Annotated in this window: 20 protein-coding genes; 14 read left to right on the plus strand and 6 right to left on the minus strand. The window is 72.7% G+C overall.

Annotation, left to right across the window (positions count from 1 at the left end; translation table 11 throughout):
* The first annotated feature begins 50 nt into the window (after positions 1 to 50).
* The 7 genes from BU52_RS01370 (at position 51) to BU52_RS01400 (ending at position 8784) form a co-directional block, all read left to right on the plus strand.
* A complete protein-coding gene (locus BU52_RS01370) occupies positions 51 to 893 on the plus strand; it encodes a nitrilase-related carbon-nitrogen hydrolase (RefSeq protein ID WP_037926455.1) in 843 nt (280 codons plus the stop codon).
* Positions 890 to 2176: an aspartate aminotransferase family protein gene (locus BU52_RS01375; RefSeq protein WP_037926457.1), complete on the plus strand. Its 1287-nt coding sequence runs from the start codon at positions 890 to 892 to the stop codon at positions 2174 to 2176. The genes BU52_RS01370 and BU52_RS01375 overlap by 4 nt, the downstream gene beginning before the upstream one ends.
* A 31-nt stretch (positions 2177 to 2207) precedes the next feature.
* Entirely contained in the window at positions 2208 to 3770 is a 1563-nt protein-coding gene (locus BU52_RS01380) for a PucR family transcriptional regulator (RefSeq protein ID WP_037926460.1), read from the plus strand.
* Positions 3771 to 3925: 155 nt separating this feature from the next.
* Positions 3926 to 4768, plus strand: coding sequence for a nitrilase-related carbon-nitrogen hydrolase (locus BU52_RS01385; RefSeq protein WP_037926463.1), 843 nt, complete (start codon positions 3926 to 3928; stop codon positions 4766 to 4768).
* A gap of 38 nt (positions 4769 to 4806) precedes the next feature.
* A complete protein-coding gene (hydA, locus tag BU52_RS01390; RefSeq protein WP_037926466.1) occupies positions 4807 to 6210 on the plus strand; it encodes a dihydropyrimidinase in 1404 nt (467 codons plus the stop codon).
* A gap of 9 nt (positions 6211 to 6219) precedes the next feature.
* Positions 6220 to 7221: a TIGR03842 family LLM class F420-dependent oxidoreductase gene (locus BU52_RS01395; protein WP_037926469.1), complete on the plus strand. Its 1002-nt coding sequence runs from the start codon at positions 6220 to 6222 to the stop codon at positions 7219 to 7221.
* A 27-nt stretch (positions 7222 to 7248) separates the two neighbouring features.
* On the plus strand, positions 7249 to 8784 hold the full coding sequence (locus BU52_RS01400; RefSeq protein WP_037926473.1) for an NCS1 family nucleobase:cation symporter-1: 1536 nt from the start codon (positions 7249 to 7251) through the stop codon (positions 8782 to 8784).
* Here BU52_RS01400 and BU52_RS01405 read toward each other — a convergent pair.
* From BU52_RS01405 to BU52_RS01420, 4 genes are all read right to left on the minus strand, one after another.
* Positions 8781 to 9605, minus strand: a complete 825-nt coding sequence (locus tag BU52_RS01405; RefSeq protein ID WP_037926476.1) for a CAP domain-containing protein — start codon at positions 9603 to 9605, stop codon at positions 8781 to 8783. The two genes, BU52_RS01400 and BU52_RS01405, sit on opposite strands and share 4 nt — an antisense overlap.
* A 358-nt stretch (positions 9606 to 9963) precedes the next feature.
* On the minus strand, positions 9964 to 10629 hold the full coding sequence (locus BU52_RS01410; protein WP_037926479.1) for a hypothetical protein: 666 nt from the start codon (positions 10627 to 10629) through the stop codon (positions 9964 to 9966).
* A 181-nt stretch (positions 10630 to 10810) separates the two neighbouring features.
* Entirely contained in the window at positions 10811 to 11875 is a 1065-nt protein-coding gene (locus BU52_RS01415; protein WP_037926482.1) for a lipoate--protein ligase family protein, read from the minus strand.
* Between the two features lie 88 nt (positions 11876 to 11963).
* The gene (locus BU52_RS01420; RefSeq protein WP_037926485.1) at positions 11964 to 13307 is read right to left on the minus strand and encodes a glycosyltransferase; all 1344 of its coding nucleotides are present in this window, start codon (positions 13305 to 13307) and stop codon (positions 11964 to 11966) included.
* A 206-nt stretch (positions 13308 to 13513) separates the two neighbouring features.
* Between BU52_RS01420 and BU52_RS01425 the strand changes: the two genes are divergently transcribed.
* The 5 genes from BU52_RS01425 (at position 13514) to BU52_RS01445 (ending at position 20457) form a co-directional block, all read left to right on the plus strand.
* Entirely contained in the window at positions 13514 to 15559 is a 2046-nt protein-coding gene (locus tag BU52_RS01425) for a glycosyltransferase family 4 protein (protein WP_157847788.1), read from the plus strand.
* Positions 15560 to 15663: 104 nt separating this feature from the next.
* Positions 15664 to 17490: a gamma-glutamyltransferase family protein gene (locus tag BU52_RS01430; RefSeq protein ID WP_037926488.1), complete on the plus strand. Its 1827-nt coding sequence runs from the start codon at positions 15664 to 15666 to the stop codon at positions 17488 to 17490.
* A gap of 100 nt (positions 17491 to 17590) precedes the next feature.
* Positions 17591 to 18439 carry an inositol monophosphatase family protein gene (locus tag BU52_RS01435; protein ID WP_037926492.1) on the plus strand — a complete coding sequence of 283 codons (849 nt, stop codon included), beginning with the start codon at positions 17591 to 17593 and terminating at the stop codon, positions 18437 to 18439.
* Positions 18440 to 18538: 99 nt separating this feature from the next.
* Positions 18539 to 19948 carry a phytoene desaturase family protein gene (locus tag BU52_RS01440; RefSeq protein ID WP_037926496.1) on the plus strand — a complete coding sequence of 470 codons (1410 nt, stop codon included), beginning with the start codon at positions 18539 to 18541 and terminating at the stop codon, positions 19946 to 19948.
* The gene (locus BU52_RS01445) at positions 19945 to 20457 is read left to right on the plus strand and encodes an O-acetyl-ADP-ribose deacetylase (RefSeq protein ID WP_037926499.1); all 513 of its coding nucleotides are present in this window, start codon (positions 19945 to 19947) and stop codon (positions 20455 to 20457) included. The genes BU52_RS01440 and BU52_RS01445 overlap by 4 nt, the downstream gene beginning before the upstream one ends.
* Positions 20458 to 20503: 46 nt before the next feature.
* Here the strand turns inward: BU52_RS01445 and BU52_RS01450 are convergent, their stop codons facing one another.
* Both BU52_RS01450 and BU52_RS01455 read right to left on the minus strand, forming a co-directional pair.
* The gene (locus BU52_RS01450; RefSeq protein WP_037926502.1) at positions 20504 to 22036 is read right to left on the minus strand and encodes a tetratricopeptide repeat protein; all 1533 of its coding nucleotides are present in this window, start codon (positions 22034 to 22036) and stop codon (positions 20504 to 20506) included.
* A 3-nt stretch (positions 22037 to 22039) separates the two neighbouring features.
* Positions 22040 to 25564, minus strand: coding sequence for a CHAT domain-containing protein (locus tag BU52_RS01455; protein WP_157847791.1), 3525 nt, complete (start codon positions 25562 to 25564; stop codon positions 22040 to 22042).
* 56 nt (positions 25565 to 25620) lie between these two features.
* On the opposite strand from BU52_RS01455, the gene BU52_RS01460 reads away from it, so the two are divergent.
* Positions 25621 to 26031, plus strand: a complete 411-nt coding sequence (locus BU52_RS01460; RefSeq protein ID WP_037926508.1) for a hypothetical protein — start codon at positions 25621 to 25623, stop codon at positions 26029 to 26031.
* On the plus strand, positions 26031 to 26963 hold the full coding sequence (locus BU52_RS32670) for a hypothetical protein (RefSeq protein ID WP_051857800.1): 933 nt from the start codon (positions 26031 to 26033) through the stop codon (positions 26961 to 26963). The genes BU52_RS01460 and BU52_RS32670 overlap by 1 nt, the downstream gene beginning before the upstream one ends.

Genomic DNA, 26963 nt, shown 5'->3' on the forward strand with positions numbered 1-26963 from the left:
CGTTTCTACAGGCGTAGAGGCGCTGACGCCGCGTCGAAGGAGCAGCTCTCATGACCCACGTCGTACGTGCCGCTCTGGTTCAGGCGACCTGGACCGGCGACACCGAGTCCATGCTGGCGAAGCACGAGGAGCACGCCCGCGAGGCGGCCCGGCGGGGCGCGCAGGTCATCGGGTTCCAGGAGGTGTTCAACGCTCCCTACTTCTGCCAGGTCCAGGACCCCGGGCACTACCGCTGGGCCGAACCCGTCCCCGACGGCCCGACCACCCGCCGGATGCGGGCCCTGGCCCGCGAGACCGGCATGGTGGTCGTCGTGCCGGTCTTCGAGATCGAGCAGCCGGGCCACTACTACAACACCGCCGCCGTGATCGACGCCGACGGCACCGTTCTCGGCAAGTACCGCAAGCACCACATCCCGCAGGTGAAGGGATTCTGGGAGAAGTTCTACTTCCGCCCCGGCAACCTCGGCTGGCCCGTCTTCGACACCGCCGTCGGCAAGGTCGGCGTGTACATCTGCTACGACCGCCACTTCCCCGAGGGCTGGCGCCAACTCGGTCTCAACGGAGCGCAGCTGGTCTACAACCCGTCCGCCACGCACCGGGGCCTGTCGTCCCACCTGTGGCGTCTCGAACAGCCGGCCGCGGCCGTCGCCAACGAGTACTTCGTCGCCGCGATCAACCGCGTGGGCGTGGAGGAGTACGGCGACAACGACTTCTACGGCACGAGCTACTTCGTCGACCCGCGCGGTCAGTTCGTCGGCGACGTCGCCAGTGACAGCAAGGAGGAACTCGTGGTCCGTGACCTGGACTTCGGCCTCATCGAAGAGGTGCGGCAGCAGTGGGCCTTCTACCGCGACCGCCGCCCCGACGCCTACGAAGGGCTGGTGTCGCCGTGACCGACGACCTGCTGGGCCGCCACCGCTCCGTGCTCCCCGACTGGCTCGCCCTCTACTACGAACAGCCCATCGAGATCACCCACGGCGAGGGACGCCACGTCTGGGACTCCGAGGGCAACCGGTACCTCGACTTCTTCGGCGGCATCCTCACCACCATGACCGCCCACGCCCTGCCCGAGATCACCAAGGCGGTGAGTGAGCAGGCCGGGCGGATCGTCCACTCCTCCACCCTCTACCTCAACCGGCCGATGGTGGAACTCGCCGAGCGCATTGCCAAGTTGAGCGGCATCCCGGACGCCCGGGTCTTCTTCACCACCTCGGGCACCGAGGCCAACGACACCGCCCTGCTGCTCGCCACCACCTACCGGCGCAGCAACACGGTCCTGGCGATGCGCAACAGCTACCACGGCCGCTCCTTCAGCTCGGTCGGCATCACCGGCAACCGCGGCTGGTCCCCGACCTCCCTGTCCCCGCTCCAGACGCTGTACGTGCACGGCGGCGTGCGCACCCGGGGCCCCTTCGCCGACCTCGACGACCACGACTTCGTCGCCGCCTGCGTCGACGACCTCAAGGACCTCCTCGGCCACACCCGCCCGCCCGCCGCGCTGATCGCCGAACCGATCCAGGGCGTCGGCGGCTTCACCTCGCCGCCCGACGGACTGTACGCGGCCTTCCGCGAGGTGCTGCACGAGCGGGGCGTCCTGTGGATCGCCGACGAGGTGCAGACCGGCTGGGGCCGCACCGGCGAGCACTTCTGGGGCTGGCAGGCCCACGGCCGCAGTGGGCCGCCCGACATGCTGACCTTCGCCAAGGGCATCGGCAACGGCATGTCCGTCGGCGGGGTCGTCGCCCGCTCCGAGATCATGAACTGCCTGGACTCCCACAGCATTTCCACGTTCGGCGGCACCCAGATCACCATGGCGGCGGGCCTGGCCAACCTCACCTACCTCCTGGAACACGACCTCCAGGGCAACGCCCGCCGGGTCGGCGGGCTGCTCATCGAGCGGCTGCGCGCCGTCGCGGCCCAGGTGCCGGCCGTACGGGAGGTGCGCGGACGCGGCCTGATGATCGGCATCGAGCTGAGCCGCCCCGGCACCGACGAGGCCGACCCCGAGGCGGCGTCCGCCGTCCTCGAGGCGGCGCGGGAGGGCGGCCTGCTCATCGGCAAGGGCGGCGGGCACAACACCAGCGCCCTGCGCATCGCCCCGCCGCTGTCCCTCAACGTCGCGGAGGCCGAGGAGGGCGCGGAGATCCTCGATCGCGCGCTGCGGAGCATCCGGTAGGACCCGTGCCCCCGAGCGGAAGGACGCCGCCATGACGACCTGGGAGCCGTCCGCACCGGCCCTGTCGGTCCGGCAGGTCCTCGCCCTGGAGCGGGTGCTCGCCGGGGAGCCCGAGGTGGTGGCGGCCGCGGGGCGGCTGGACCGGCCGGTGCGCTGGGTGCACGTCGCCGAGGCGGCCGACGTCGGGGTGATGCTCAGCGGCGGCGAGATGGTGCTCACCACCGGCGTGCTGCTCGCCGGTGACGAGGACAGACAGGCGGAGTACGTCCGCTCCCTGCACCGCGCGGAGGCGTCCGCCGTGGTCCTCGGGCTCGGCCGGGCCTTCCCGTCCCCGCCGGAGGCCATGAGACGTGCGGCGGAGCGGTGCGGACTGCCGCTGGTGGTCCTCCACCGCCCTTCGCCCTTCGCCCAGTTGACCGAGGAGGTGCAGTCCCGGCTGGTGCGGCGGAAGTTCGCCGCCGTCAGCCTCTCCGAGGCCGTACGCACCGGACTCACCGCGCTGATCACCACCGGGGCACCGCTGCAGCGCCTGCTCGACGAGGTCGCCCGGCACAGCGGATGCCCCGTCGTCGTCACCAACCTCGCCCACCGGGTCCTCGGCACGGCGGGGGAGCGGCCGGCCGTGGACGACGTCCTGCGCGACTGGGAGCGCATCGCCCGGCAGGCCGGACGCGGCGAGGGCGACGGCTGGATCCGCGCCGAGCTCGGCGGGCGGGGCGAGCCGTGGGGCCGGATCGTGCTGTGCGGCTACCGGGGCGACACCGCGACCGGCCGGCTGCTCGCCGACCGCGCCGCCGAGGCCCTGGTGCTGCACCGCATGCTCGGCGGCGGCGCCGCCCGCACCTGGGAGGAACAGTCCGCGCAGAGCCTGATGACCGACCTGATCGGCGGCGTCGTACCGGCCAGGGCCCTGCTGCCCCGGGCACGCGCGGCCGGGCTGCCGGTCAACCGGCGCACCTTCGTGCCGCTCGTCGTACGCGGCCGGGACGCCGCCCGGCTGGACCGCGTGCTGCGCCTGCTGGGGCTCCCCGGGATCGCCGCCGAACTGGCCGGCTCCGCGGCCGCCGTGCTGCTCAGCCTCGCCCGCGACCAGGACCCCGACGCGCTCACCCTCCACTTCGCCGCCCGGCTGCGCGCCGAGCCCGGGGCCGCGCCCGCCGTGGTGGCGGCGGCCGGTGCCCGCACCGCCTTCGACGACGTGCCCGCCGGGCTGCGCGAGGCCCGGCACGTGGCGGACGCGGTGGCGGACTCCGCCGCCGCGCTGGACCTGCCGCCCGTGGTCCGCCTCAGGGACGTCCACCTGCGCGGACTGATCAGGCTGTTGCGGGACGATCCGCAGGTGCAGTCCTTCGCAGAAAGGGAGTTGGACGGCCTGCTCGGCGAACCGGACGAGGACCTGCTGTCCGTGCTGCGCACCTACCTCGCCACCGGCCGCAACAAGTCCCGGACCGCGCAGCTCCACCACGTCTCCCGGCCCGCCCTCTACCGCCGGCTGGAGGCGATACGGACCCGCCTCGGCGTGGACCTCGACGACTTCGAGCAGGCCGCCTCGGTCCACATCGCGCTCCTCGCGCACGACGCGCAACAGCACTGAGACAAGCGACCACCTGCGGCAACGGCGGTGAGACATGGGATCGTCGACGGGTGACACGGTGACACGCCGCACCCCCGCGGACGTGACACGGTGCACCTCAAAGCGGGCTCGTCCCCTCCCTAGGCTCACCGCACACCGAGCGACCGGAGGTCCCGATGAGCCGAGTGATCCGTGCCGCCGTCTTCCAGACCGCCTGGACCGGCGACAAGGAGTCGATGATCCAGGTCCACGAGCAGGCCGCCCGCGACGCCGCCGCCCAGGGCGCTCACGTGCTCTGCTTCCAGGAGCTTTTCTACGGGCCGTACTTCTGCCAGGTGCAGGACCCGGCGTTCTACGCGTACGCCGAACGCGTCCCGGACGGCCCGGTCGTCCGGCGTTTCCAGGCACTCGCCCGGGAGCTGGGCCTCGTCCTGGTGCTGCCCGTGTACGAGGAGGAGCAGCCCGGAGTCCTCTACAACACGGCCGCCGTGATCGACGCGGACGGCTCCTACCTCGGCAAGTACCGCAAGACACACATCCCCCAGGTGAAGGGATTCTGGGAGAAGTTCTACTTCCGTCCCGGCAACAGCGGCTGGCCCGTCTTCGACACGAAGGCCGGCCGGATCGGCGTCTACATCTGCTACGACCGCCACTTCCCCGAGGGCTGGCGCGCGCTCGGCCTCGCCGGCGCCGAGATCGTCTTCAACCCCTCGGCCACCTCGCGCGGACTGTCCGGCTACCTCTGGCAGGTGGAACAGCCGGCGGCGGCCGTCGCCAACGAGTACTTCGTCGGCGCCATCAACCGGGTGGGCGTGGAGGAGTACGGCGACAACGACTTCTACGGCACGAGCTACTTCGTCGACCCGGAGGCCCGGTTCGTCGGCGAGCCGGCGAGCGACAAGGAGACCGAACTCGTGGTCCGCGACCTGGACATGGCGAAGCTGAGGGAAGTGCGCGACCGCTGGCAGTTCTACCGGGACCGCGCGCCGGGGGCGTACGGCCCCCTGACCACCCCCTGAAGGCAGCACCCGCACGTACCCACCGCGAGGAGTGACCAGTGAGCCGAACATTGATCCGCGGCGGCCTCGTCATCACCGCCTCCGACGAGATCCACGCCGACGTCCTGATCGAGGACGGACGCATCACCGCCCTCGCCGCCTCCGGCACCCCCGCCGCCGAGGCGTTCACCTCCGCCGACCGGACCATCGACGCCACCGGGAAGTACGTCGTCCCGGGCGGCGTCGACGCCCACACCCACATGGAGCTGCCGTTCGGCGGCACCTTCGCCTCCGACACCTTCGAGACGGGCACCCGGGCCGCCGCCTGGGGCGGCACGACGACCATCGTCGACTTCGCCGTGCAGAGCGTCGGCCGCTCCCTGCGCGAAGGCCTGGACGCCTGGCACGCCAAGGCTGAGGGCAACTGCGCCGTCGACTACGCCTTCCACATGATCGTCTCGGACGTCAACGCCGGCACGCTGAAGGAGATGGACCTCCTGGTGGAGGAGGGAGTCACGTCGTTCAAGCAGTTCATGGCGTACCCGGGCGTGTTCTACTCCGACGACGGACAGATCCTGCGCGCCATGCAGCGCTCCGCCGGGAACGGCGGGCTGATCATGATGCACGCCGAGAACGGCATCGCGATCGACGTGCTCGTCGAACAGGCCCTGGCCCGGGGCGAGACCGACCCCCGCCACCACGGCGAGGTCCGCAAGGCCCTCCTCGAGGCCGAGGCCACCCACCGCGCCATCCGGCTCGCCCAGGTCGCCGGGGCTCCGCTGTACGTCGTCCATGTCTCCGCCACCGAGGCCGTCGCGGAACTGTCCCGGGCCCGCGACGAGGGCCTGAACGTCTTCGGCGAGACCTGCCCGCAGTACCTGTTCCTGTCCACGGACAACCTCGCCGAGCCGGACTTCGAGGGCGCCAAGTACGTGTGCAGTACACCGCTGAGGCCGAGGGAGCACCAGGCGGCCCTGTGGCGCGGCCTGCGCACCAATGACCTCCAGGTGGTCTCCACCGACCACTGCCCCTTCTGCTTCACGGGCCAGAAGGAACTCGGCCGGGGGGACTTCTCCAGGATCCCCAACGGTCTCCCGGGCGTGGAGAACCGCATGGACCTGCTCCACCAGGCCGTCGTCGACGGGCACATCTCCCGCCGGCGCTGGATCGAGATCGCCTGCGCCACCCCGGCCCGGATGTTCGGCCTCTACCCGAAGAAGGGCACGATCGCGCCCGGCGCGGACGCCGACGTCGTGATCTACGACCCGGGGGCCGAGCAGGTCATCTCCGCCGGCACCCACCACATGAACGTCGACTACTCGGCCTACGAGGGCATGCGGGTCACCGGCCGCGTCGAGACCGTCCTCTCCCGCGGAGTCCCGGTCCTCACCGGGCGGGAGTACACCGGGCGCGCCGGGCACGGTGTCTACACCCCGCGTGCCACCTGCCAGTACCTCACCTAGGAGCGCCGCATGGACTTCGGACTCGTACTGCAGACCGACCCGCCGGCCTCGCGGGTCGTCAGCCTGATGAAGCGCGCCGAGCGCAACGGCTTCACCCACGGCTGGACCTTCGACTCCGCCGTGCTGTGGCAGGAACCCTTCGTCATCTACAGCCAGATCCTGGCCGGCACCACGAAACTGACGGTCGGCCCGATGGTCACCAACCCCGGCACCCGCACCTGGGAGGTCACCGCCTCCACCTTCGCCACCCTGAACGACATGTTCGGCAACCGCACCGTGTGCGGCATCGGGCGCGGCGACTCCGCGATGCGCGTCGCCGGACGCAGACCCAACACCCTGGCCAGGCTGGGCGAGGCGATCGACGTGATCCGCGACCTGGCCGAGGGGCGGGAGACCGAGGTCGACGGGCAGCCGCTGCGGATCCCGTGGGTGAGCGACGGGAAGCTGCCCGTCTGGATGGCGGCGTACGGACCGAAGGCGCTCGCCCTCGCGGGGCGCAAGGCCGACGGCTTCATCCTCCAGCTCGCCGACCCGTATCTCACCGAGTGGATGGTGAGGGCCGTGCGCGCCGCGGCCGTGGAGGCGGGTCGCGATCCCGCCTCGGTCACCGTCTGCGTCGCCGCCCCGGCGTACGTCGGTGAGGACCTGGCGCACGCCCGCGAACAGTGCCGCTGGTTCGGCGGCATGGTCGGCAACCACGTCGCCGACCTGGTCGCCCGTTACGGCGAGCACTCCGGCATGGTCCCCGAGGCGCTGACGTCGTACATCAAGGAACGTCACGGCTACGACTACAGCCACCACGGACGGGCCGGCAACCCGTCCACGGACTTCGTGCCCGACGAGATCGTCGACCGGTTCTGCCTGCTCGGCCCGGCCGAGGCGCACATCGAGAAGCTGCGGGCGCTGCGCGACCTGGGCGTGGACCAGTTCGCCGTCTACGACATGCACGACGCGCAGGAAGCGACGATCGACGCGTACGGCGCGGAGATCATCCCGGCACTCGACCACTGACCGGTACCACCGCCGAAGGACACGCCCATGACCGCGACCGTCCCGCCCACACCCTCCGACAGACCGATACCCGACCCGGCGGGACGCGTCGAACTCCCGCCGGGCGCCGCCCTCACCGACGGCCGCTTCGTCAACGACGACCTGCTGCCTGTGCCGCTGGCCCGCCGCCGCTGGACGACGTACAACTTCACCGCCCTGTGGGTGGGGATGGCGCACAACATCCCCTCCTGGCTGCTCGCCTCCGGTCTGGTCGCCCTGGGCATGGACTGGAAACAGGCCGTGTTCACCATCGCGCTGGCGAACGTCATCGTGCTCGCGCCGATGCTGCTGACCGGTCACGCGGGACCCAAGTACGGCATCCCGTTCCCAGTGCTCGCCCGTGCCTCGTTCGGGCTGCGCGGTGCCAACCTGCCGGCGATGATCCGGGCCGGGGTGGCGTGCGCCTGGTTCGGCATCCAGACCTGGATCGGCGGCCAGGGCGTCTTCGTGCTCCTCGGCAAGCTGTTCGGCGGGTGGGCCGAGGCGTCGCGGATCGGGGGCCAGCCGTGGACGCTGTGGGTGTGCTTCGTCCTGTTCTGGGCCCTCGAACTGGCCATCATCCACCGGGGCATGGAGACACTGCGCCGTTTCGAGAACTGGGCCGCGCCGTTCGTCATCGTCGGCGCGCTGGTCCTGCTGGCCTGGATCGCGGGCAAGGCCGGGGGTCTCGGCCCGCTCCTCGACCAGCCCTCGCGGCTCGGCTGGGGCGCCGACTTCTGGCCGGTGTTCTTCCCCTCCCTGATGGGCATGATCGCCTTCTGGTCGACCCTGAGCCTGAACATCCCCGACTTCACCCGCTTCGGCGCGGGCCAGCGCGCCCAGGTCTGGGGCCAGACGCTCGGACTGCCCACCACCATGACCCTGTTCGCGCTGCTGTCCGTGTTCGTCACGTCCGGCTCGCAGGCGGTGTACGGGGCCCCGCTGTGGGACCCCGTCGCACTCGCCGCCAAGACCGACAACGTCTTCGGGCTGCTCTTCGCCCTGGTGACGGTGCTGGTCGCCACCATCTCGGTGAACATCGCGGCCAACGTGGTCTCCCCGGCGTACGACCTGGCCAACCTCGCGCCGCGCCTCATCAGCTTCCGCACCGGCGCGCTGATCACCGGCGTCGTCGGCGTGCTGATCATGCCGTGGAAGCTCACGGAGACACCCGAGCTGTACATCTTCACCTGGCTGGGCCTGGTCGGCGGGCTGCTGGGCACCGTCGCCGGCATCCTCATCGCCGACTACTGGCTGATCCGCCGCACCGCCCTGGACCTGCCCGACCTGTACAGGCCCGGCGGACGGTACTGGTACACGTCCGGCTGGAACCCGCGTGCCGTCGCCGCCTTCCTGATCGGCGGGGTGCTCGCGGTGGGCGGCTCCCACTCGGCGCCCGGGAAGGGGCCCTTCCCGCGGGACGGACTGGTCCCCTTCCTGAAGCCCCTCGCGGACTACGGCTGGGCGGTGGGTCTGACGGCGTCGCTCGTGGTGTACGCCGCGCTGATGGCGGGGCAGCGGCCCACGCCGCCGGACGGGCCCTAGCGGGCCGTGCCGAAGTCCTGGGTCCAGTAGGAGCCGGGCTGGGCGAGACCGACGCCGATCTCCTTGAACGCGCAGTTGAGGATGTTCGCCTTGTGACCGGGGCTGGTCATCCAGCCCTGCATCACCTGCTCGGGGGTGGAGTAGCCGTAGGCGACGTTCTCGCCGTAGGTGCTCCAGCTGTACCCGGCGCGGGTGATGCGGTCGCCGGGGGAGGAGCCGTCCGAGCCGGTGTGCGACATGGTGCCGCTCGCCGCCATGTCCTCGCTGTGGTTCTGCGCGGCCTCGGTCAGGGTGGCGTTCACCGTCACCGGGGAGCAGCCGGCCTTGCCGCGTTCGGCGTTGACGAGTTCCACGACCCGGGCGACGGCGCCGGAGGCGGTGGCGCTGGGCGCCGCCGGAGCGGACGTGCTGGGCTTCGGAGCGGACGTGGTGGGCCTGGGAGCGGCCGTGGTGGGCTTCGGGGCCGCGGTGGTGGGCCGGGAGGCGGAGGCCTCGGGCGCCGTCTTCTTCGGCTTGTGCGACGGCTTGGCGCTGCCGCGCTTCGGTGCGGCGGGCTTCGACGGGGTCGTCGTCGGGGCCGGTGTCGAGGACGGTGCGGCCGAGGGCTCACCCTCGTGCTGGCCGCTCCATTCGCGGTACCAGCCGGGGCCGTCCCACCCGTCCCGGTCCGCGACCGGCGCGGCGGTGCTCCGGTCCTGCCGTTCCCCGTCGCCGGGCCAGTCGGTACAGGCCATGGCGACCGAGGGTATGCCTATGACGCCGATGGCGACTGCCGCGACGACCGTGCGGCGGTACTGCTGCTGATGGCGGTGCTTTCCCATGCGTGACCTCACCCCTGGTGTACGGAGGCTGGTCATTCTTGGGACGGTCCGGCGCCGGGCGCAAAGGGCCTCGCTACTACCGGGCTTCGTAGCACCGCGGGGGCCTTGCGATGGGCGGGGGAGCGTGCCGACCCCCTGGTGGCGGGCTTCCCGGGGCGCCTGCCACCTCGTCAGAAACCCCCGCGTGCGGGGGGAGCCGGGGCCCCCGGCTTCCCGTCGGACCGCCACCCGCCCCGCTCCGGCCCGCATCCGTGGCAAGCCGGACAAGTCCACTATGTCGACGAGGTGATCGCTACTAAGCGGCCCGCACAGATCGGGAACCCCGTGTGACAGATGTCACGGAACCATCAATTCCGGATCAGTTCCGCGCGTCCCCCAGGGCGGCCACGGCCTCCTTGGCGGCCTTGATGGCACCCTTGTTGATCTCGTCCGTGTCCGGTGCCTTCTTCGACTCGAAGTCGCTGCCGTTGTACGTCACGATCACCAGCGCGTTGGACGCGCGCGCGACGACCACGCCCTCACGCGTCTGCTGCTTGTCCTCGGTGGTGAGGTTCACGACGGAGTACGCCGCGTCCCCGAGCCCGGGAACCGCGCCCCCGCCGCTCTTCTCCTCCAGCCGGCCCCGGTACGACCGCTCCGCCGCGTCGTCCGACTCCAGCACCTCGAAGGACACGTCGAGCCAGCGGTACTCGTACCCCTTGAGCGCGTTCCAGGAACAGGTGCGGCGCAGCTTCGCGTCCGTGGACGGTATCTCCTTGCCGGCCGTCTTGGCGCCCGGCACAAGGGACTTGAGGCTCTTCTCGGCGACGCTGTCGCACGGCGCCGGCGCGGCGGTGTACGTCTTCGCCGCACGGGTCGGCGACGGGGCGGGTGCGGACTGGGTCCGCGTGTTCTCGGCCGGCTTGCTCTCGGCGGCCTGCGGAGCGGCCAACGGGCCGGAGGACAGCGCCCAACCCGCCGCGGCGAGAACGACCACCGGGGACAGGCGCGCGGTCAGGGCGATCGGCAGAGGAAAGGAACGCACGGCGCACTTCTCGTGGATGACGGTGCGGAGGGAGTCCGCACTGCGGACGGGACGCCAGTGTCACACGCATCGTGACGGTGCGGAAGGGTCAACTCGCTCCGTAGGCGCGCGATGACGGGGGCGTACCGTCCGGTGTCGCCGGTTGCCTCGATTCCGTTGGGAAACAGGTGATTCGGACGCGTCAGGGCACGCGCGCGATCCACTCCGGCGCGGTGAACTTCGTCCGCGCCAGCTCCTGCGCGCGGGCCAGCTCCGCGTCGGTCACCTTGCCGTCGGCGAGCCCGTACCGGGCGCGGAACGAGTCGATCATCCGCCCGATGACGGCCTCGCGCGGCAGACCGGTCTGCCGGCGCAGCGGATCCACCCGCTTCCCCGCGCTCCCGGTGCCCTTGTCGGACAGCTTCTCCCGCCCGATGCGCAGCACGTCGAGCATCTTGTCGGCGTCGATGTCGTACGCCATCGTCACGTGGTGCAGCACCGCGCCGGGACCGCCGTCCGGACCCACGATCCGCTTCTGCGCGGCGCCGGCGATCTTCCCCTGGTCGGTGGCGATGTCGTTGAGCGGCTGGTACCAGGCCCGGATCCCCATCTCACCGAGCGCGCCGAGCACCCAGTCGTCCAGGTAGGCGTAGCTGTCCTGGAAGGACAGTCCCTGCACCAGCGACTCGGGCACCGACAGCGAGTACGTGATCGTGTTGCCGGGCTCCACGAACATCGCGCCGCCGCCGGAGACGCGGCGCACCACCTCGATGCCGTGCCGCCGCGCGCCCTCGGCGTCCACCTCGTTGCGCAGCGACTGGAAGCTTCCGATGATCACCGCGGGGGCGCCCCACTCCCACACCCGCAGCGTCGGAGGACGCCGGCCGGCGGCGACCTCGGCGGTCAGCACCTCGTCCAGCGCCATGTGGAGCGCGGGGGACTGCGGTCCCTCGTGGATGAACTGCCAGTCGTAATCGGTCCAGTCGGTGGCGTGGGCCAGGGCGCGGCGCACCGCGATGCCGACGCCCTCCGAACTGAGCCCGTACATCACGGTCCCGCCGGGCAGGGCGGCGTCGATCCGTGCGGCCAGACCGGCGGCGTCGGTGTCGGCCGGCGCGCCGTCCAGCGCGTGGTTCACGGCGTCCAGCGCCTCGTCGGGTTCCAGGAAGAAGTCGCCCGCCACGCGCGCCCGGCGCAGTACGCCGTCCTCCACGTCCACGTCCACGACGACGAGCTTGCCGCCGGGAACCTTGTACTCACCGTGCACGGCTCCGCCTTTCGTTGCGCCGTCGGGACCAACACCGGCCCGGCCGCGGATGTTCCTCGCCCGCGCGGTGCCGAGTGACGCGGGCCGGTCAGCGGGGGAGCGGCAGCCTCGCCTCCATGGCCCCCACCAGATGCTCGGCCGCCCACGCGGGGCCGTACCGGCGCAGGTCGCGGGCCATGCGGGCGGCGCGCCCACGCACGGTGTCCGCCGTCGCCGCCGCGAGGGCTTCCGGCACGTCCGGCGGTCGCAGCGCGTTGGGGTCGCGGACCACGCCGACCCCGGCCCGTTCGGCGTCCCTCGCGATGGAGAACTGGTCGCTGGACATCGGCAGGACCAGGGCGGGCACCCCGGCCCGCAGGCACTCGGTGAAGGAGTTACCGCCCCCGTGGTGGACCATCGCGTCCACGTGGGGCAGGAGCTGCCGCTGCGAAACCGTCGGGACGACCACGGCCCGGTCGCCCGCGAGATCGGCGAGCGCGCCCGCGCGGGCGCCCGCCGCCACCACGACGGCCGTGTCGTCCGTGCCGTCCAGCAGCCCCGACACCACGCGGCGCAGCACGTCGTCGCGGGCCGACAGGAAGGTCCCGAAAGCCACGAGCACCAGCCGCTCGGCCCGCTCGCGCAGTTCCCGCAGGCGGCGTGTCCAGTCGGGGGCCGGCGGTTCGTCCGGGCCGGCCATGTGCCCGGCGAACAGGTGGACGGGTCCCTCGGGCCGTCCGGGCAGCCACGGCAGGTCGGGGTAGGCGTAGAGGACGGCGTGCGGGGAGGTCAGCGCGAAGGCACGGCCCGGAGCCGGGGCCGACGGAGCGCGGTCGCGGGCGAAGGCGGCGAAGAGGCCGGTGAAGGCCCGGTCGTTGTCCCGCACGGCGGCGCGCAGCGTGGCCAGCGGGGACGGGGCCGGGCGCACCGCCTCCGGCCAGTCGTGGGGCAGGCCGAAGAAGGACCCGGGGCCGGAGAGCACATAGCCGGGATGGCCGGGGCAGTACGACGCGTACGGCACGCCCAGGCAGTGCAGGGCGAGGGTGGCCGCGTAGGCGAGCTGGTCCACGACGTACCAGTCGGGGCGCAGCCGCCGGTCGACCGACCGCAGATCCTCGTACACGCCCTCCGGGTCGGCGAGCATGTCCGCGCGCCGGTGCCGTGCCTGGGTCAGCAGGGTGTCGACGGGGCCGCGACGGGTGGCCCGCAGGAACTCGGCGAGGCGTGCCGCTTCCCGCGCGGCCTGGTCGGTCCGCTCCGCCACCCCGGTGTTGGAGTTGCGGGTCACCGTCAGCGGCACGAACCCGACTCCCGCGCGGTCGGCCAGCGGCCGGAACGCCGGAGCGCACGCGAAGAACACCTCGGCACCGTGCGCGGCCAGCGCCGCCGCCAGCACGGACAGGGGGGTGGCGTGGGAGTGGAACGGGGGGCTGACGATCAGGATGCGCGGCATGTCCTCTGTTCACCGGGCGGGGACGGGCGGATGCGGGGCCGGTGGTGATCGGGGTTGCGAGGGGCCGGTGACGTGCTCATCGTAAGGTGCGGGACAGGTTTCCGGCGGCATGGGACGCCGGCCTCACGGGCCGCTGCCGCCGGGTGCATCCATGCCGGGAAGCGCGGGCGAACGCTATGCGAAACGACCGCCCCGAGGAGGCCCACGTGTCCGTCGCCCCGCCGCCGCTGCCCGGCGTCGGCCCGGCACAGCCCGGTGTCGAGCGGGATCCGCTGGTGGCTGCCCGGACCGCGTTCTTCACCCGGGCGGGGGCTCCGGCGTGGCAGGGCCCCGGGGCCGGCCCGGCCCTCGCCCGCCCCGGTGCTCTCGCGTGCCTGCTGGAAGCCGAGTACGGCCCGCTGCCCCGCCTCCTGCCGCCGGGGAACTTCCGGTTGCCCGGGCGCGAGGACGCGACGGTCGCCTCCCTGCGGCGGGCCTGCCGGCTGGAGGTCCCGCTGACGCCCGACGCGCTGCTGGCGCACGGCGAGGGCGGGCCGTTCCTGGCCGCCGTCCTCACCGAGATGTGGCAGGCGACGGTACGGCGGTACGGCGCCGCCTGGGCCGAGGAGGCACTGCGGGAACGCCTGCGGGAGGCCGGAACCGGGGCGGCGCGGACCGTGCTGCTGCTGGACCTCGCCGAGGCGGCCGGGCTGCGACCGCTCGGCGCCGCGGAGGCCGCGGACGCCGCGGCACGGGCCGGCCGGGCGGCCCGCCACGCGCTCTGGCGCTACCTGCACCGGCTGCCCGAGGGCCCGGCCCACCTCCCCCCGGTGTCCGGGGCGCGGGACGTCCACGAACGTCTGCTGCTCGGCCCCCCGCCCCCCGCCGCCCTCAGCGGATGGCCGGAGGGCGGCCTGGTGGTGGCCCAGACCATGCTGCTGGGCCGGCTCGACAGGCCGGGGGAGGGCGCCGGCGGTGGACTGTCCGTGCTGCTCGGCGGCCTCGGTGACGCGCTCGCCGGGACGAACGGGATCGGCGCCGTGGTCACCGTCGTCCTCGCCGGCCGGGACGACCTCGACCTCGACCCCCGCCTGCTCGTACGGCGCCGGGGGAACCACTGGCTGCTGCGGCTGCCGGTCGACGCGCCCACCGCGCCGCCGCAGCACGCGATGCCCGCCCACCGCCCGTCCCTCGCCTGGTGGGCCACCCGCCTGCTGCGTTCCCTGCCGCGCGCCTGCGACGTGGTGCACGCCCGTTACGCCGACGACGGCAGCCTGGCCCTCGCGGAGTCCGCCGTGCGGCTCGGCGCCCGCCTCGTCTTCACCGCCACCCCCGACCCGCACCGCCGCCTCGCGGAGACGCACGCCGGCGCGGACGACCCGCCGGCCACCGAGGCACTCCGCGGCGACCTGCACCGGATCTTCCTCGCCGACCGGCTCGTCGACCGCGCCGACACCGTGATCGGCATACCTGGCGGCTCCGGAACGGAGGACCTGCTGCGTCACTTCCCCGCGCTCGCCCACCGCTACGGACCCGACGGCCCGCCCGCACCCCCGGAGGGCATCGCCCCCTACGAGCCCGCGGAGGACGAGCGGGAGCGGCGGAGCGCGTTGCTGGACTCCCTGTTCGCGGGCGGCGACCGCCCCGACGCGCTGGACCCGGCCGACCGGGACCTGCCCCTGCTGCTGTGCGTCGGGCGGCTGCACCCGGTCAAACAGCAGGACCTGCTGCTGCGCACCTGGCTGACCGCCGATCTGTGGCGGCGCGCGACCCTCGTCATGGTGGGAGGCGCGACCCGGCACCCGACCCCGGACGAGCACCGCGTGCGCGCCGCGCTCGGGGCCCTGGTCACCGGGCGCAAGGAGGCGGCACGGCGGCTGGCGCTCCTGCCCGCCCTGCCCAACGACCGGGTACGCCGCCTGGAGCGGGCCCTTGCCGACCCGGAACACGGTGTGCGCGCCTGGTACGTGTGCCCCAGCGCCAAGGAGGAGTTCGGCATCGCCGTGCTGGAGGCCATGGAGGCCGGGCTGCCGGCCGCCGGACCGCTGCGCGGCGGGGTGGGCCACTACCTGCGCGACGGAGTCAACGGTGTCCTGCTCGACACAGGTTCCGCCTCCGGCCTGACCCGCGGCCTGCACCGGCTGCTGTCCCTGCCCGAGAGCCGGCGCGGGCGACTGGCCCGCGCCGGACAGGAGACCGTGGCCGCCCGTTACTCGATCGCCCCCATGGCACAGGCCCTGGCCGGCGTGTACCGAAGCGCCGGACGCACCTGAGATCCGGGCCGGACCGTGACCGCGGCCCGTCACCGCCGATAGCCTCCCGGGGGAGCCGGAGAAGGACTCGGGCCCCTGCACGCGGACAGCGAGGTAGCGGCCCTGTGTTCACCACCCGCCCCACCCTCCAGGGCACCTTCGGCATGGTGTCCTCCACCCACTGGCTGGCCTCCCAGTCGGCGATGGCCGTGCTGGAGGGCGGCGGCAACGCCTTCGACGCGGCCGTGGCCGGAGCCTTCGTCCTGCACGTCGTCGAGCCGCACCTCAACGGCCCGGCCGGCGAGGTGCCGATCCTGCTCGCGCCGGCCGGCGGGGAGGTACGGGTGCTGTGCGGGCAGGGCGTCGCCCCGGCCGGGGCGAGTGCCGCCCACTACCGCGGGCTCGGTCTGGACCTCGTCCCCGGCACCGGACCCCTCGCCGCGGCCGTGCCCGGCGCCTTCGACGCCTGGATGCTCCTGCTGCGCGACCACGGCACCAGGACCCTCGCCGACGTCCTGAAGTACGCCATCGGGTACGCCGAGGACGGGCACCCGCCCGTGGAGCGCGTCGGCGGGACCGTCGAGACCGTGCGCGAGCTGTTCGAGACCGAGTGGACCACCTCGGCCGAGGTGTACCTGCCCGGCGGCCGGGCCCCCCGCCCCGGCGAGCTGTTCCGCAACCCCGCCCTCGCCGCCACCTGGAAGCGGCTCCTCGCCGAGGTCGCCGGGGCCGGGGACCGGGAGGCCCAGATCGACGCCGCGCGGGAGGTGTGGCGCGGCGGGTTCATAGCGGAGGCCCTGGTCGGGCAGGCCGGACGGCCGACCCTCGACACCAGCGGCGAGCGCCACACCGGCACCCTGACCGCCGCGGACCTCGCCGGCTGGTCCGCGACCTACGAAACCCCGGTGACGTACGACTTCGGCGGCTGGACCGTGTGCAAGGCCGGCCCCTGGAGCCAGGGCCCTGTCCTGCTCCAGCAGCTCGCCCTGCTCCCGCCGGAACTGCCCCGGTACGGGTCCGCCGACTACATGCACCTGCTGATCGAGGGCTGCAAGCTGGCCATGGCCGACCGGGAGGCCTGGTACGGGGACGCGGCCGACGTACCGCTCGACGACCTCCTGTCGGACGGGTACAACGCCGAGCGGCGGACCGGGGTCGGCCCTCGCGCCTCCCACGACCTGCGGCCCGGCAGTCCCGGCGGGCGCACCCCCCGGCTGAGCGCCCACGCACGCGGGGTGGCCACCGAGGATCCCGGCTTCACTCCCATGGGCGTCGGCGAACCCACCGTCGCCAAGAGCCCCACGTCCCCCGTGCCCGGCGAACCGGACGTCTCCGCCGACGGCGCCACCCGCGGCGACACCTGCCACCTGGACGTCGTGGACCGCTGGGGCAACATGATCGCCGCCACGCCCAGCGGCGGCTGGCTCCAGTCCAACCCCGTCGTGCCCGAACTGGGCTTCCCGCTCGGCACCCGGCTGCAGATGACCTGGCTGGAGGACGGTCTGCCCAACACCCTCACACCGGGCCGCCGTCCCCGGACCACCCTCACCCCGTCCCTGGCGCTGCGCGACGGCCTGCCCGTCATGGCGTTCGGCACGCCCGGCGGGGACCAGCAGGACCAGTGGCAGCTGCACTTCTTCCTCTCGGTCGCCCTGCGAACGAAGGTGCGCGGCGGGCTCGACCTCCAGGGCGCCATCGACGCTCCGAACTGGCACAACGACAGCTTCCCCGGCTCCTTCTACCCGCGCGGCATGCGCCCGGGCAGCGTCACCGTCGAGTCCCGCACGGACCCCGCGGTGGTGGAGGCGCTGCGCCGCCGCGGCCACGACGTGACGGTCGGCGACGCCTGGTCGGAGGGCCGGCTCTGCGCGGTCGCCCGGGACCCGGCCACCGGCGTTCTCTCCGCGGCCGCGAACCCGCGCGGCCAGCAGGGCTACGCGGTGGGCCGCTGAGCCCACGAGAAGACCGGCCGGCACCCCATTTTCCCGTCGATTCCACCCGACGTGCACCGGGACGGACGAGAATGTCAGTGACGCGTGCTCTCATGGAGACATGATCGAGAACCACAACGAAACCATCGACGAGTTTCTCGCCCGGCACACCCGCGACGTGGAGGAAGCCGTCCGCAAGGCCGCCGCACAGGAGATCATGCCGCGCTGGCGCCGTCTCGCCGAGCACGAGGTGGACCGCAAGACCGGCCCGCACGACCTGGTGACGGACGCCGACCGCAACGCGGAGCTGTACCTCACGGAGGTGCTCGCCGCCCTGCTGCCCGGCTCGGTCGTGGTGGGCGAGGAGGCGGTGCACGCCGACCCCGCGTCCTACGGGGCGATACAGGACGAGGCGCCGGTCTGGATCGTCGACCCCGTCGACGGGACCCGCCAGTTCGTGCACGGCGACGCCGGTTTCTGCACCCTGGTCGCCCTCGTCCTGCGCGGAGTGGTGTACGCCTCCTGGACCTATGCCCCCGTCCACGACGAACTCGCCACGGCCGTCCGGGGACACGGTGCCCACCTCGGGGGCGAGCGGTTGCGGGCCGGCTCCCCGGAACCCGGCCGTGATCTCCGTGTGGCCACCTCCCACCCGGACTACACGACGGACGAACAGAAGCGCGCCCTGCTCGGCCTGCGGACCAAGGGCGTGGCGCCGCGCCCGTGCGGCTCGGCCGGGCTCGAGTACCTGGCCGTGGCCCGCGGCACGTCGGACGCCACCGCCTTCTCCTGGGAGGCCGCGTGGGACCACGCGGCCGGGCTGCTCCTCGTGGAGGAGGCCGGAGGAGCCCACCTCACCCGCGCGGGCAGGCCCTTCGACATCAGGGGCGGCAACACCCTGCCCTTCACGGCGGCCCGGGACGAGGCCACCGCGCACCGGGTGGTGGCGCTGCTGTCGGAGGGGGTCTGACCGACCCGGCGCCGGAGGCCCCGGGAACGAGATCCGGCCCCGGCATATCCTGATCCTCCAGTGGCCGTCGGCTGACAAGGGAGTCCGAAGGTGCCGTCGATGCTCGATGCGGTCGTGGTGGGTGCGGGGCCGAACGGGCTGACCGCTGCCGTGGAGCTGGCCCGGCGCGGCTTCTCGGTGGCCCTGTTCGAGGCGAAGGGCACCGTCGGCGGCGGCGCGCGCACCGAGGAACTCACCCTCCCCGGCTTCCGCCACGACCCGTGCTCCGCCGCGCACCCCCTCGCCGTCAGCTCCCCGGCGTTCCGCGCCCTCCCGCTCGGCCGCTACGGTCTGGAGTGGCTGCACCCCGCCCTCCCGATGGCCCACCCCTTCCCGGACGGCACGGCGGCCGTGCTGTCCCGGTCGGTCGGCGAGACCGCCGCCTCCTTCGGGCCGCGCGACGCCGGCGCGTACCGCCGCCTGGTCCAGCCCTTCCTGTCCAGGTGGGACACCCTGGCCCGCGACTTCATGTCCCTGCCGCTGAGCGCGCTGCCCCGCGACCCGGTCACCCTCGCCCGCTTCGGGCTGGTCGGCCTGCCCCCGTCCACCTGGCTCACCCGGCGCTTCCGCGACGAGCGGGCCCGCACCCTGTTCGCCGGCCTCGTCGCCCACGTCATGGCTCCCCTGGGCGGCTTCGCCACCGGCGCCGTGGGCCTGGTCTTCGCCCTCGCCGCGCACGCCCGCGGCTGGCCCGTCGCCCGCGGCGGTTCCCAGGCCATCTCCGACGCCCTCGCCGCGTATCTGAAGGACCTCGGCGGCAGCGTCCACACCGACTACGAGGTCAAGCGCCTCGACGACCTGCCGCCCGCCCGCGCGTACGTCTTCGACACCTCGCCCACCGCCCTGGCCCGTATCGCCGGCTTCGGCGGCCACTACGCCAACTACCGTTACGGCCCCGGCGTCTTCAAGATCGACTACGCCCTCGACGGCCCCGTGCCGTGGACCGCCCCGGAGGCCCGCGCCGCCGGCACCGTGCAGATCGGCGCGGACAGCGGCGAGATCGCCGCCGCCCTGCGGGCCGTCTCCCGGGAGGGGCGGGCCCCGGACGCCCCGTTCCTCATCACCGTGCAGCCCGGCGTCGCCGACCCCACCCGCGCCCCGGCCGGCCGGCACGTCTTCTGGGTCTACGGCCACGTGCCGAACGGCTGGACCGGTGACCTCACCGACGCCATCGAACGCCAACTGGAGCGCTACGCCCCCGGCTTCCGCGACCGCGTCCTGGCACGCGCCACCGCCGGCCCGCCCGAACTCGCGGCCCGTAACGCCAACTACGTCGGCGGGGACATCGCCTCCGGCGCGGTTTCCGGGCTCCAGACGCTGCTGCGCCCGAAGCTGTCCCTGTTTCCCTACGCGACTCCGCACCCGGCCGTGTTCATCTGCTCGTCGGCCACCCCGCCCGGCCCCGGCGTGCACGGCATGTCCGGACACAACGCGGCGAAGGCCGTCTGGAGGAGGCTCCGCCAGACATGACCCCCGCCCTCACACTCGTCCGGGGCGACATCACCCGCCGGAGCGCCGACGCGATCGTCAACGCGGCCAACTCCTCCCTCCTCGGCGGGGGAGGAGTCGACGGTGCCATCCACCGCCGGGGCGGCCCGGCGATCCTGGAGGACTGCCGCAGGCTCCGCGCGTCCGGATACGGCAAGGGCCTGCCCACCGGGCAGGCGGTCGCCACCACCGCGGGGGACCTGGACGCCCGCTGGGTGATCCACACCGTCGGCCCGGTGTTCAGCGCGGCCGAGGACCGTTCCGCGCTCCTCGCCTCGTGCTACCGGGAGTCCCTGCGCGTCGCCGACGAACTCGGCGCGCGCACGGTGGCGTTCCCCGCCATCTCCACGGGCGTCTACCGCTGGCCGATGGAGGACGCGGCCCGCATCGCCGTCGGGACGGTGCGGAACACGCCGACCGCCGTCGACGAGGTGACGTTCGTCCTCTTCGACGACCGGGCACACGAGGCGTTCGCCCGGCAACTCGGCTGACGCACACCACCGTCCGGCACCTCCGGACCGCCGGGCGCCCGCCCGGTCACGTTTCCCGCCGCCTCTCCGCGGCGTCCGGCGCGTCCGCCTGCCCGGTGCCGGGGCGAACCGAGCGGCCGTGTCCCGGTTCGGCCCACTCGGCTCCGTAGAGCGCCAGACCGGACCGCTGCCGCGCCAGTTCCCTGACCACCGGATGGCCGAACCCCCAGCCCTCGATGATGTCCGCGAGCCATTCCTCGATCATCTGCTGCAGCTCGGTCACCCGGTTCAGCTTCGAGAGCATGGTCAGTACGAATGTGACGGTGAACAGGGTCTCCTGGTGTCTCCTGCCGAGTGACCGCTCGCTCTCCCGCAGACCGCGTTCGGCGACCGCGAGCGCCAGATCGCCCTGACCGCGGAGGTCATGGAGGAGCGCGAGCCGGTAGTGGGCCGAGACGACGAGCGGATGACCGGGTCCGATCTCCTTGCTCCCCAGGTCGATGACCTTGCCGAACTCGGACTCCGCCTCGTCCAGACGTCCCAGGTTCCGCAGGAGGGTGGCCCGGTGGACGAGTACCGCCAGATACCTCTGGGTGATCCGTCCGCGTCCCTCCCGCAGGACGTGCTCGATCAGGCGTTCCGTCTCCTCCAGGCTCATGCCGGAGGTGTCCGTTCCGGCCTGTTCCTCCAATGCGGCGGTGAATGCCTGGCGGACGTCCACGGTGTCGGGATCCGTGACGCCGAGGAACGCGTCGAACTCGGGGACGCATGCCTCCCAGATCTCCACCGCCTCGGTGAGGCGTCCGGCCTTCCGCAGCACCACGGCGAGGTTGTGGCGTGCCATGAGGGTCATGCGGTCCCTCGGCCCCGAGACCTCCGTGTGGTGCTCGATCAGCAGCCGGACGAGGGAGGCCGCGCGGTCGAACTCCCTCAGACGCATGTACATGGCCCCCAGGTTCTGCCGGGTCGTCCACACCAAGGGGTGGTCCTCGCCGTGCAGGGCCAGGACGCCGGCGAGCACCTGTTCCGCCTGCCGTACGGCCCTGCGGACGTGGCCGTTCTGGTCGAGGACGGAGGCCAGAAGGCCCCGGGTGCTCCACGTCCTCGCGTCGTCTGCGCCCACGTGGATCTCGCCGGTGCGCACGACGCGCTCGGCCAGGGGCAGTGCCGGCTCGCTGATCCCTTGGTGGAGCAGCAGAACGACGACCCTGTTCATCAGCATGGCGCCGTCCACGATGTCGTCCTCGGGACGGGTCAGTCCTGTCCAGTGGAGCAGGTGGGGAAGCAGTTTCAGGCACCGTGCCACTTCGCCGGGGGTGCCCTGGTCACCGAGGTAACGGCTCATCGCCAGTACGGCCTCGTCCCTGCCCTCTTCTCCGAAGGCCGAGCGGACCGACTCCGCCGTCCGTGCCTCCATGACGAAGCCGCCGTCCGGACGCGGTGACACGAGGCCGGCCCGGACGAGTTCGGCGACCACACCGTCCGGGGCGCCGGGAAGCAGGGCCAGGGCCATGTCCTCCGGTACGCGCTCGGGAGCCAGCCAGGCGGCTCGGCCCAGCAGTTCGCGTGCGGAACGGGAGAGGCGGTCGAAACCCGTCATGCGTCAGGCCCCCAGGTGGACGAAAGAGGCCCACTTGGTGGGCGCGGCACGGTACTGGCGGCGCAGTGACGACACGGCGTCGTGGAGGGCCGGTGCGGCGAGATCCGTCTGCGGCTCATGGGCGGCCGAACCGGTGAGCCGGTCGTAGAACATGTCGGAGACGGCGGTGGCGACGTCGTCACCGACCGGCCACATCGCACCGACGACATGCCGGAACCCCGCCTGCTGGAAGGCCGCCGTGACATGCAGGGCCTCGTCCGCCAGCGCGGGGGTGATCTGAAAGGTGCTGCACGCCGACAGCACGGCGAGCTGGCGCTCGGCAAGGCGCAGCCCGGCGAGGTCGGCCAGGGTCAGCGGTGACTCCTCGTGGTCCACGAGAAGGAGCCTGCTGCGCCCGGGGGAGTGGACGTCGCTCTCGGCATGACAGGCCAGGTGGACGATCGAGTGGGACTGAAGAGCCTTGAGCACGTTGTCCTTCGTCGCGTCCGCCTTCTCCAGGAGCGTCGAGCGCGGGACATACCGGCGTACGGCCGACACCTCGCGTTCGACTCCTCGCAGCGGCTCGGCGGAGGGGACCTCGGGCTGCGCCACGATCAACGCCCGCTCGCCGTCCGCGGGGTCCGGGATGCTTCGCGCGAAGTGCAGGGAGCGCAGACTGGTGGTGTACGAGGAGATCACCCGGTCGAGGACACCTTCCCCGTCGGCCGACTGGGCCGCGTGCCAGGGGAGGTGGCCCAGGAAACCGACCGGGCACCACCACATGCGCGGCCAGGTGCCCCGGGGCGTGGAGGTGAGCCCGAGGGCCTCGACGACGGGGCGGGCGGCCACGTCCCAGAGCCAGGCGAGAGTGTCCCGTACCTCGCCCTGTGCCCGCAGGCGCACCCGGCTGGGAAACCTGCCCTCGGTGGCGTACTCGCGGGCGGTGAGGAAGGTGAGGACGCGGTCGTGAGCCGTCGCTGCGTCGAGTCCGGGAAGGGGGAGGACCCGGACCGGTTCGGCGCGGTCCCCGGTGAGCAGGAAGGCGTACCCGCCCTCCGAGGTCGACACCACCTCGACGACCGGACCCCCGGACGCCAGGACGGCCGGATCGACGGGCTCCTCCCGTGGGAGGAGCCCCTTGAGGAGGTTCCACTCCTCCATCAGCTCCGCCCGCTCACGGACGATCTCGCGGTTCAGCTCCCTGCGTTCGTCCTGCCCGCCCGGAGCGGCACGGTCCTTGGCGTCGAGGGCACGCAGCCGGTCGGCCAGCGCCTCGATCTCCGCCTTGAAACCGGCGTGCTCCGGGCCGAGCAGGAAGCCGGTGCCGAGGTCCTGGAACAGCAGGTTGCGGCTTCTCTCCAGCAACGCCAGGGTTCTGACGGGCTCGTGGGCGCCGAGCCCGGTCAGCACGATCTCCTCGGGCAGCGCGGCGAACGTCCGGACCACGTGGGCCCGGTCGTCCCACAGGACACCGGACGTGACGTTGAGATGGAGGAGGTCGACCGCTTTGGCGACCCGGTCCAGCGACTCGGGATCGGCGCGGTCGGACAACTGCAGCTGGGCGACGGCGGCCTGCATGCGCACCCATGGACGGATCTCGGCCGAGTCCACGACGCGGGCCAGTCCGGCGAAGGCCGCCCGGCGGTGTTCGGCACCGTTCTCGATCCGGGCCAGGGACCCGAGAGCTCGCGCCCGTTCCAGCTCGGCGGTCTGGGCGACCCCCTTGACCACGTTCGTCTCGTCGTCGGCGAGGACCTCGTCGGCGAGTGCGACGACGGAACGCAGTACTCCGGCGTCGTTCGTCGCCGTGCCCAGCAGCCGCTTGGCGTGCATCAGCTCGTGGAGGGCGAACTGAGCTGCTCCGCCGTGCGGTTCGGCGATCGAGAGCGCCTCCTCGGCCGCCGCCACGGCCTGGTGGAGGTTCTCCTGCGACTCCGGTCGCTCCAGGACGTGGAGATCGGTGAGCATGCCGGCGAGTCCGCAGAGCAGGGTGACTCTGAGTGTGCTGTGCAGGTCGGGGACCTCGCTCGCCTCCCGCTGGAGGGCGAGAGCCTGGCGCAGACGCGACCTGTCGGCCATGCGTGCCGCGTAACGGTGCAGGAGGCCGGCATGGGTGGCGAGCGCCGTGGCACGCTGCACCTCGTCCGCGGTGTCCAGTCCGTCGAGGGCGAGTTGGCCCTGATGGACGGCTTCGCGCTGTGTCTCGGGGTCCCCCGTCACCTCGTAGAGGACACCGTTGGCGGCGGCCAACGCGTGTCTGAACGCGAACGCCTGCGACGGATCCACCCGTTCGGTGATGTCGAGACCGGTCTGGGCGAGCGCGACGGCTTCGCGGGCCTCGGCGGCCGAATGGGTCAGCTGGGCGTGCTGGTGCAGCGAGCTCGCCGCGGCGAGGGCGGCCGCGCGTCGGGACTCGTCGTCCACGGCCACGGCCACGAGTCTGCGCCCCAGGTCCACCATGGAGGCCAGGTCGCGCGGATCGCGCCTGTTCAGGCCGTCCACGCTCGTGAGGTGCCACATCGCGTACAGGACCGGGCCGTCGGCCGAGGTGTCCTCGCCGGGTTCGGGGAGTACCGCCCGGCAGAAGTCGGACACCGTCGCCGTGTGCCGGGTGTCCTTCAGCAACCGTCCCAGCAGGGACCTGAGGTTCTCGACGGCCGTCATGCGCAGTTCCGACGGGGAGTGCGCGAGCTGCCAGAACGTACGGAGTGCCTCCTGGTACGACTGCTCGTCGTCGGTGAGGCGCGCGAACTCGGCGAGCGCACCGCCCAGGTTCACATGGTCGCCGTCGGCGGCGTCGGGGAGCCCGACGACTTCCCGGCAGCGTTCGACGGCCGTGCGTGCCGCGTCGACGTCGTCCCGCTGTTCGGCCAGGACGATCGCCTCTCTGCCGTGGTTGCGCAGGAAGAGTGGGCGATCGGGACTGTCCTCGGGCAGCAGGTCGAGGGCCGTCCCGCAGACCTCGAACGCCTCGGCCGCGACCCGCACGTCCTGCGTCGCCGACCGTAACAGGCACAACTGGATGCCGAGGACGGGGACGAGTTCCCGGTAGTGGGGGTGGTCCGGTGTCGCCGCCAGGCGGCTGAGGCGGAAGAGGTCGGCGACAAGGGTGCGATGGGGGACCTCCATCGACTGCGGGGCGCTGCGCATCACTTCGAGACCCAGGTCCCGCCACACCAGCGGGTCGGTGGTGAACCCGGTCTCCGCGGAGAACAAGTCGTGGGGATCGATGCCCACCCGGCGGTACATGTCGGTGAAGAACGGCGGCAGTTCGGCCGGGCTCGACACCTGCACCGCGGCGAGCAACTGGCCCGACGCCGCGGCGTCCCGGGCGCTGGTGCGGGTCCCCCGCCCATGCCCCCGGGCGCGGTGGAAGAAGAACAGGCCGCAGGCCTTCAGAACGGGGAGGTCGATTCCGGGGGCGCGGTGGCGGGCCAGCAGCGCCGCCACGTCCGCCAGCCCTTCACACGACAGGACCGTTCCTGGGGCTCCGGCCTCCGCCGCCCTGACCCGCCGCTGGACGCGGGTGAGGAGAACTTGCCGCATCATGACCCCCGTTGTTCCGCAGTGATGCCGTTCGAGGCTTCTGTCGGTAACCTCGGCTCGTGACCGATCACGCCTCGCCCCCCGAAGACGATCCGGAGGCGGCGGAACTCGCCGAGCGCGTCCAACGATTGTGCCGGGAATACGGCCGAAATGGCGATCTCGCGGACATGTTCGAAGAGGCCGGTGCCGGAGAACTGCTGGACACCTTCAATGCCCTGATCCTTCGGGAGAACGCCCATCCGGACGAGCTCTCGGCTGCGCTGGATGCCATCGACGAGGCGCTCGCCTCCATCGGTCTTCACGGGCTCACCCGGCCGAACCGTTCCTGGAGCCCGCTGCCGGGGGTGCGTCAGCGAGTCCCCGAAGTCTTCTGTTACGTCTGCCCCTTGAAGCGGTGCGACCGGGTGGAGACCGAAGGCGCGCGATGCTCTTTCGCCGGGCAGCCGCTCGAGCGCGTGCGGTTGGCCTGATGAACACGTTCCTGCAGGAACTGTCCAAGAAGGCCGCGGAACGCTGGGCGGCCGTCCTCCTCGGGCCGGGTCTGCTGTTCGTGGCGTGTGTGCTCGTGGGGCGGCACCAGGGGTTCACGCACGCGTTCGATCTCGCGCACCTCCGCGCCTACGTCAGGTCCGTGAGTACGGACAAGGCGTACCAGGAGCCTGCCGGACTCGTCATGGCCGCATCGGTGGTGCTCTTCGGTGCGGCGGTCGCCGGCCTGGCGGCGTCGTCCGCAGGGGGCCTGGTCGAGCGGCTGTGGCTTCCCGCCGGGCCCAGCAGGTGGGCGAACCTGCTCGTCCGGTGGCGGGTGTGGCGATGGAACCGGAGGGAGCGGGAGTATCGCACCGCCGAGACCGAAGCGCAGCGGGAACTGGTGCGCAACAGGCTCCGCGGCATCGACACCCCCTCGCGGTCCGGCGAGCTCCGGCGCCTGCTGCTCAGAAGGGACGCCTACTCGGAACGTGAGCCGGATCAGCCCACCTGGATGGCGCAGCGCATGGCGGGTGCCACGGACAGGGTGGCGAAACGCTACCGGATGGACCTGGCCGAGATATGGCCCCACATCTGGTGTGTCGCCGACAGTCAGGTGCGGGACGACATCCAGGGCGTCCGCGACACTCTGGCCGGGGCGGGCCGGACGACCGCGTGGGGTGGAGGGCTCCTCGGTGTCGCCGCTGTCACGTACTGGTGGCCGGCGGCCGCCCTCGGATTGGTTCTCCTGATCACCGGGCACCGCCGGGGACGGGCGGCGGTCGACACCCTGGTGCCGCTGGTCGAGAGCGCGGTGGACCTGTATCTCCGGGAGACGGCCAGGCGCCTGGGCGTGTTGTGTCCCCACACGTTCTCGGCCGCCGTGGCCGACCGCGTCACCCGCGTCCTGCGGGTTCCGGCGTCCGACACCTGA

The sequence above is a fragment of the Streptomyces toyocaensis genome, assembly GCF_000725125.1.
GTDB classification, from domain to species: Bacteria; Actinomycetota; Actinomycetes; order Streptomycetales; family Streptomycetaceae; genus Streptomyces; species Streptomyces toyocaensis.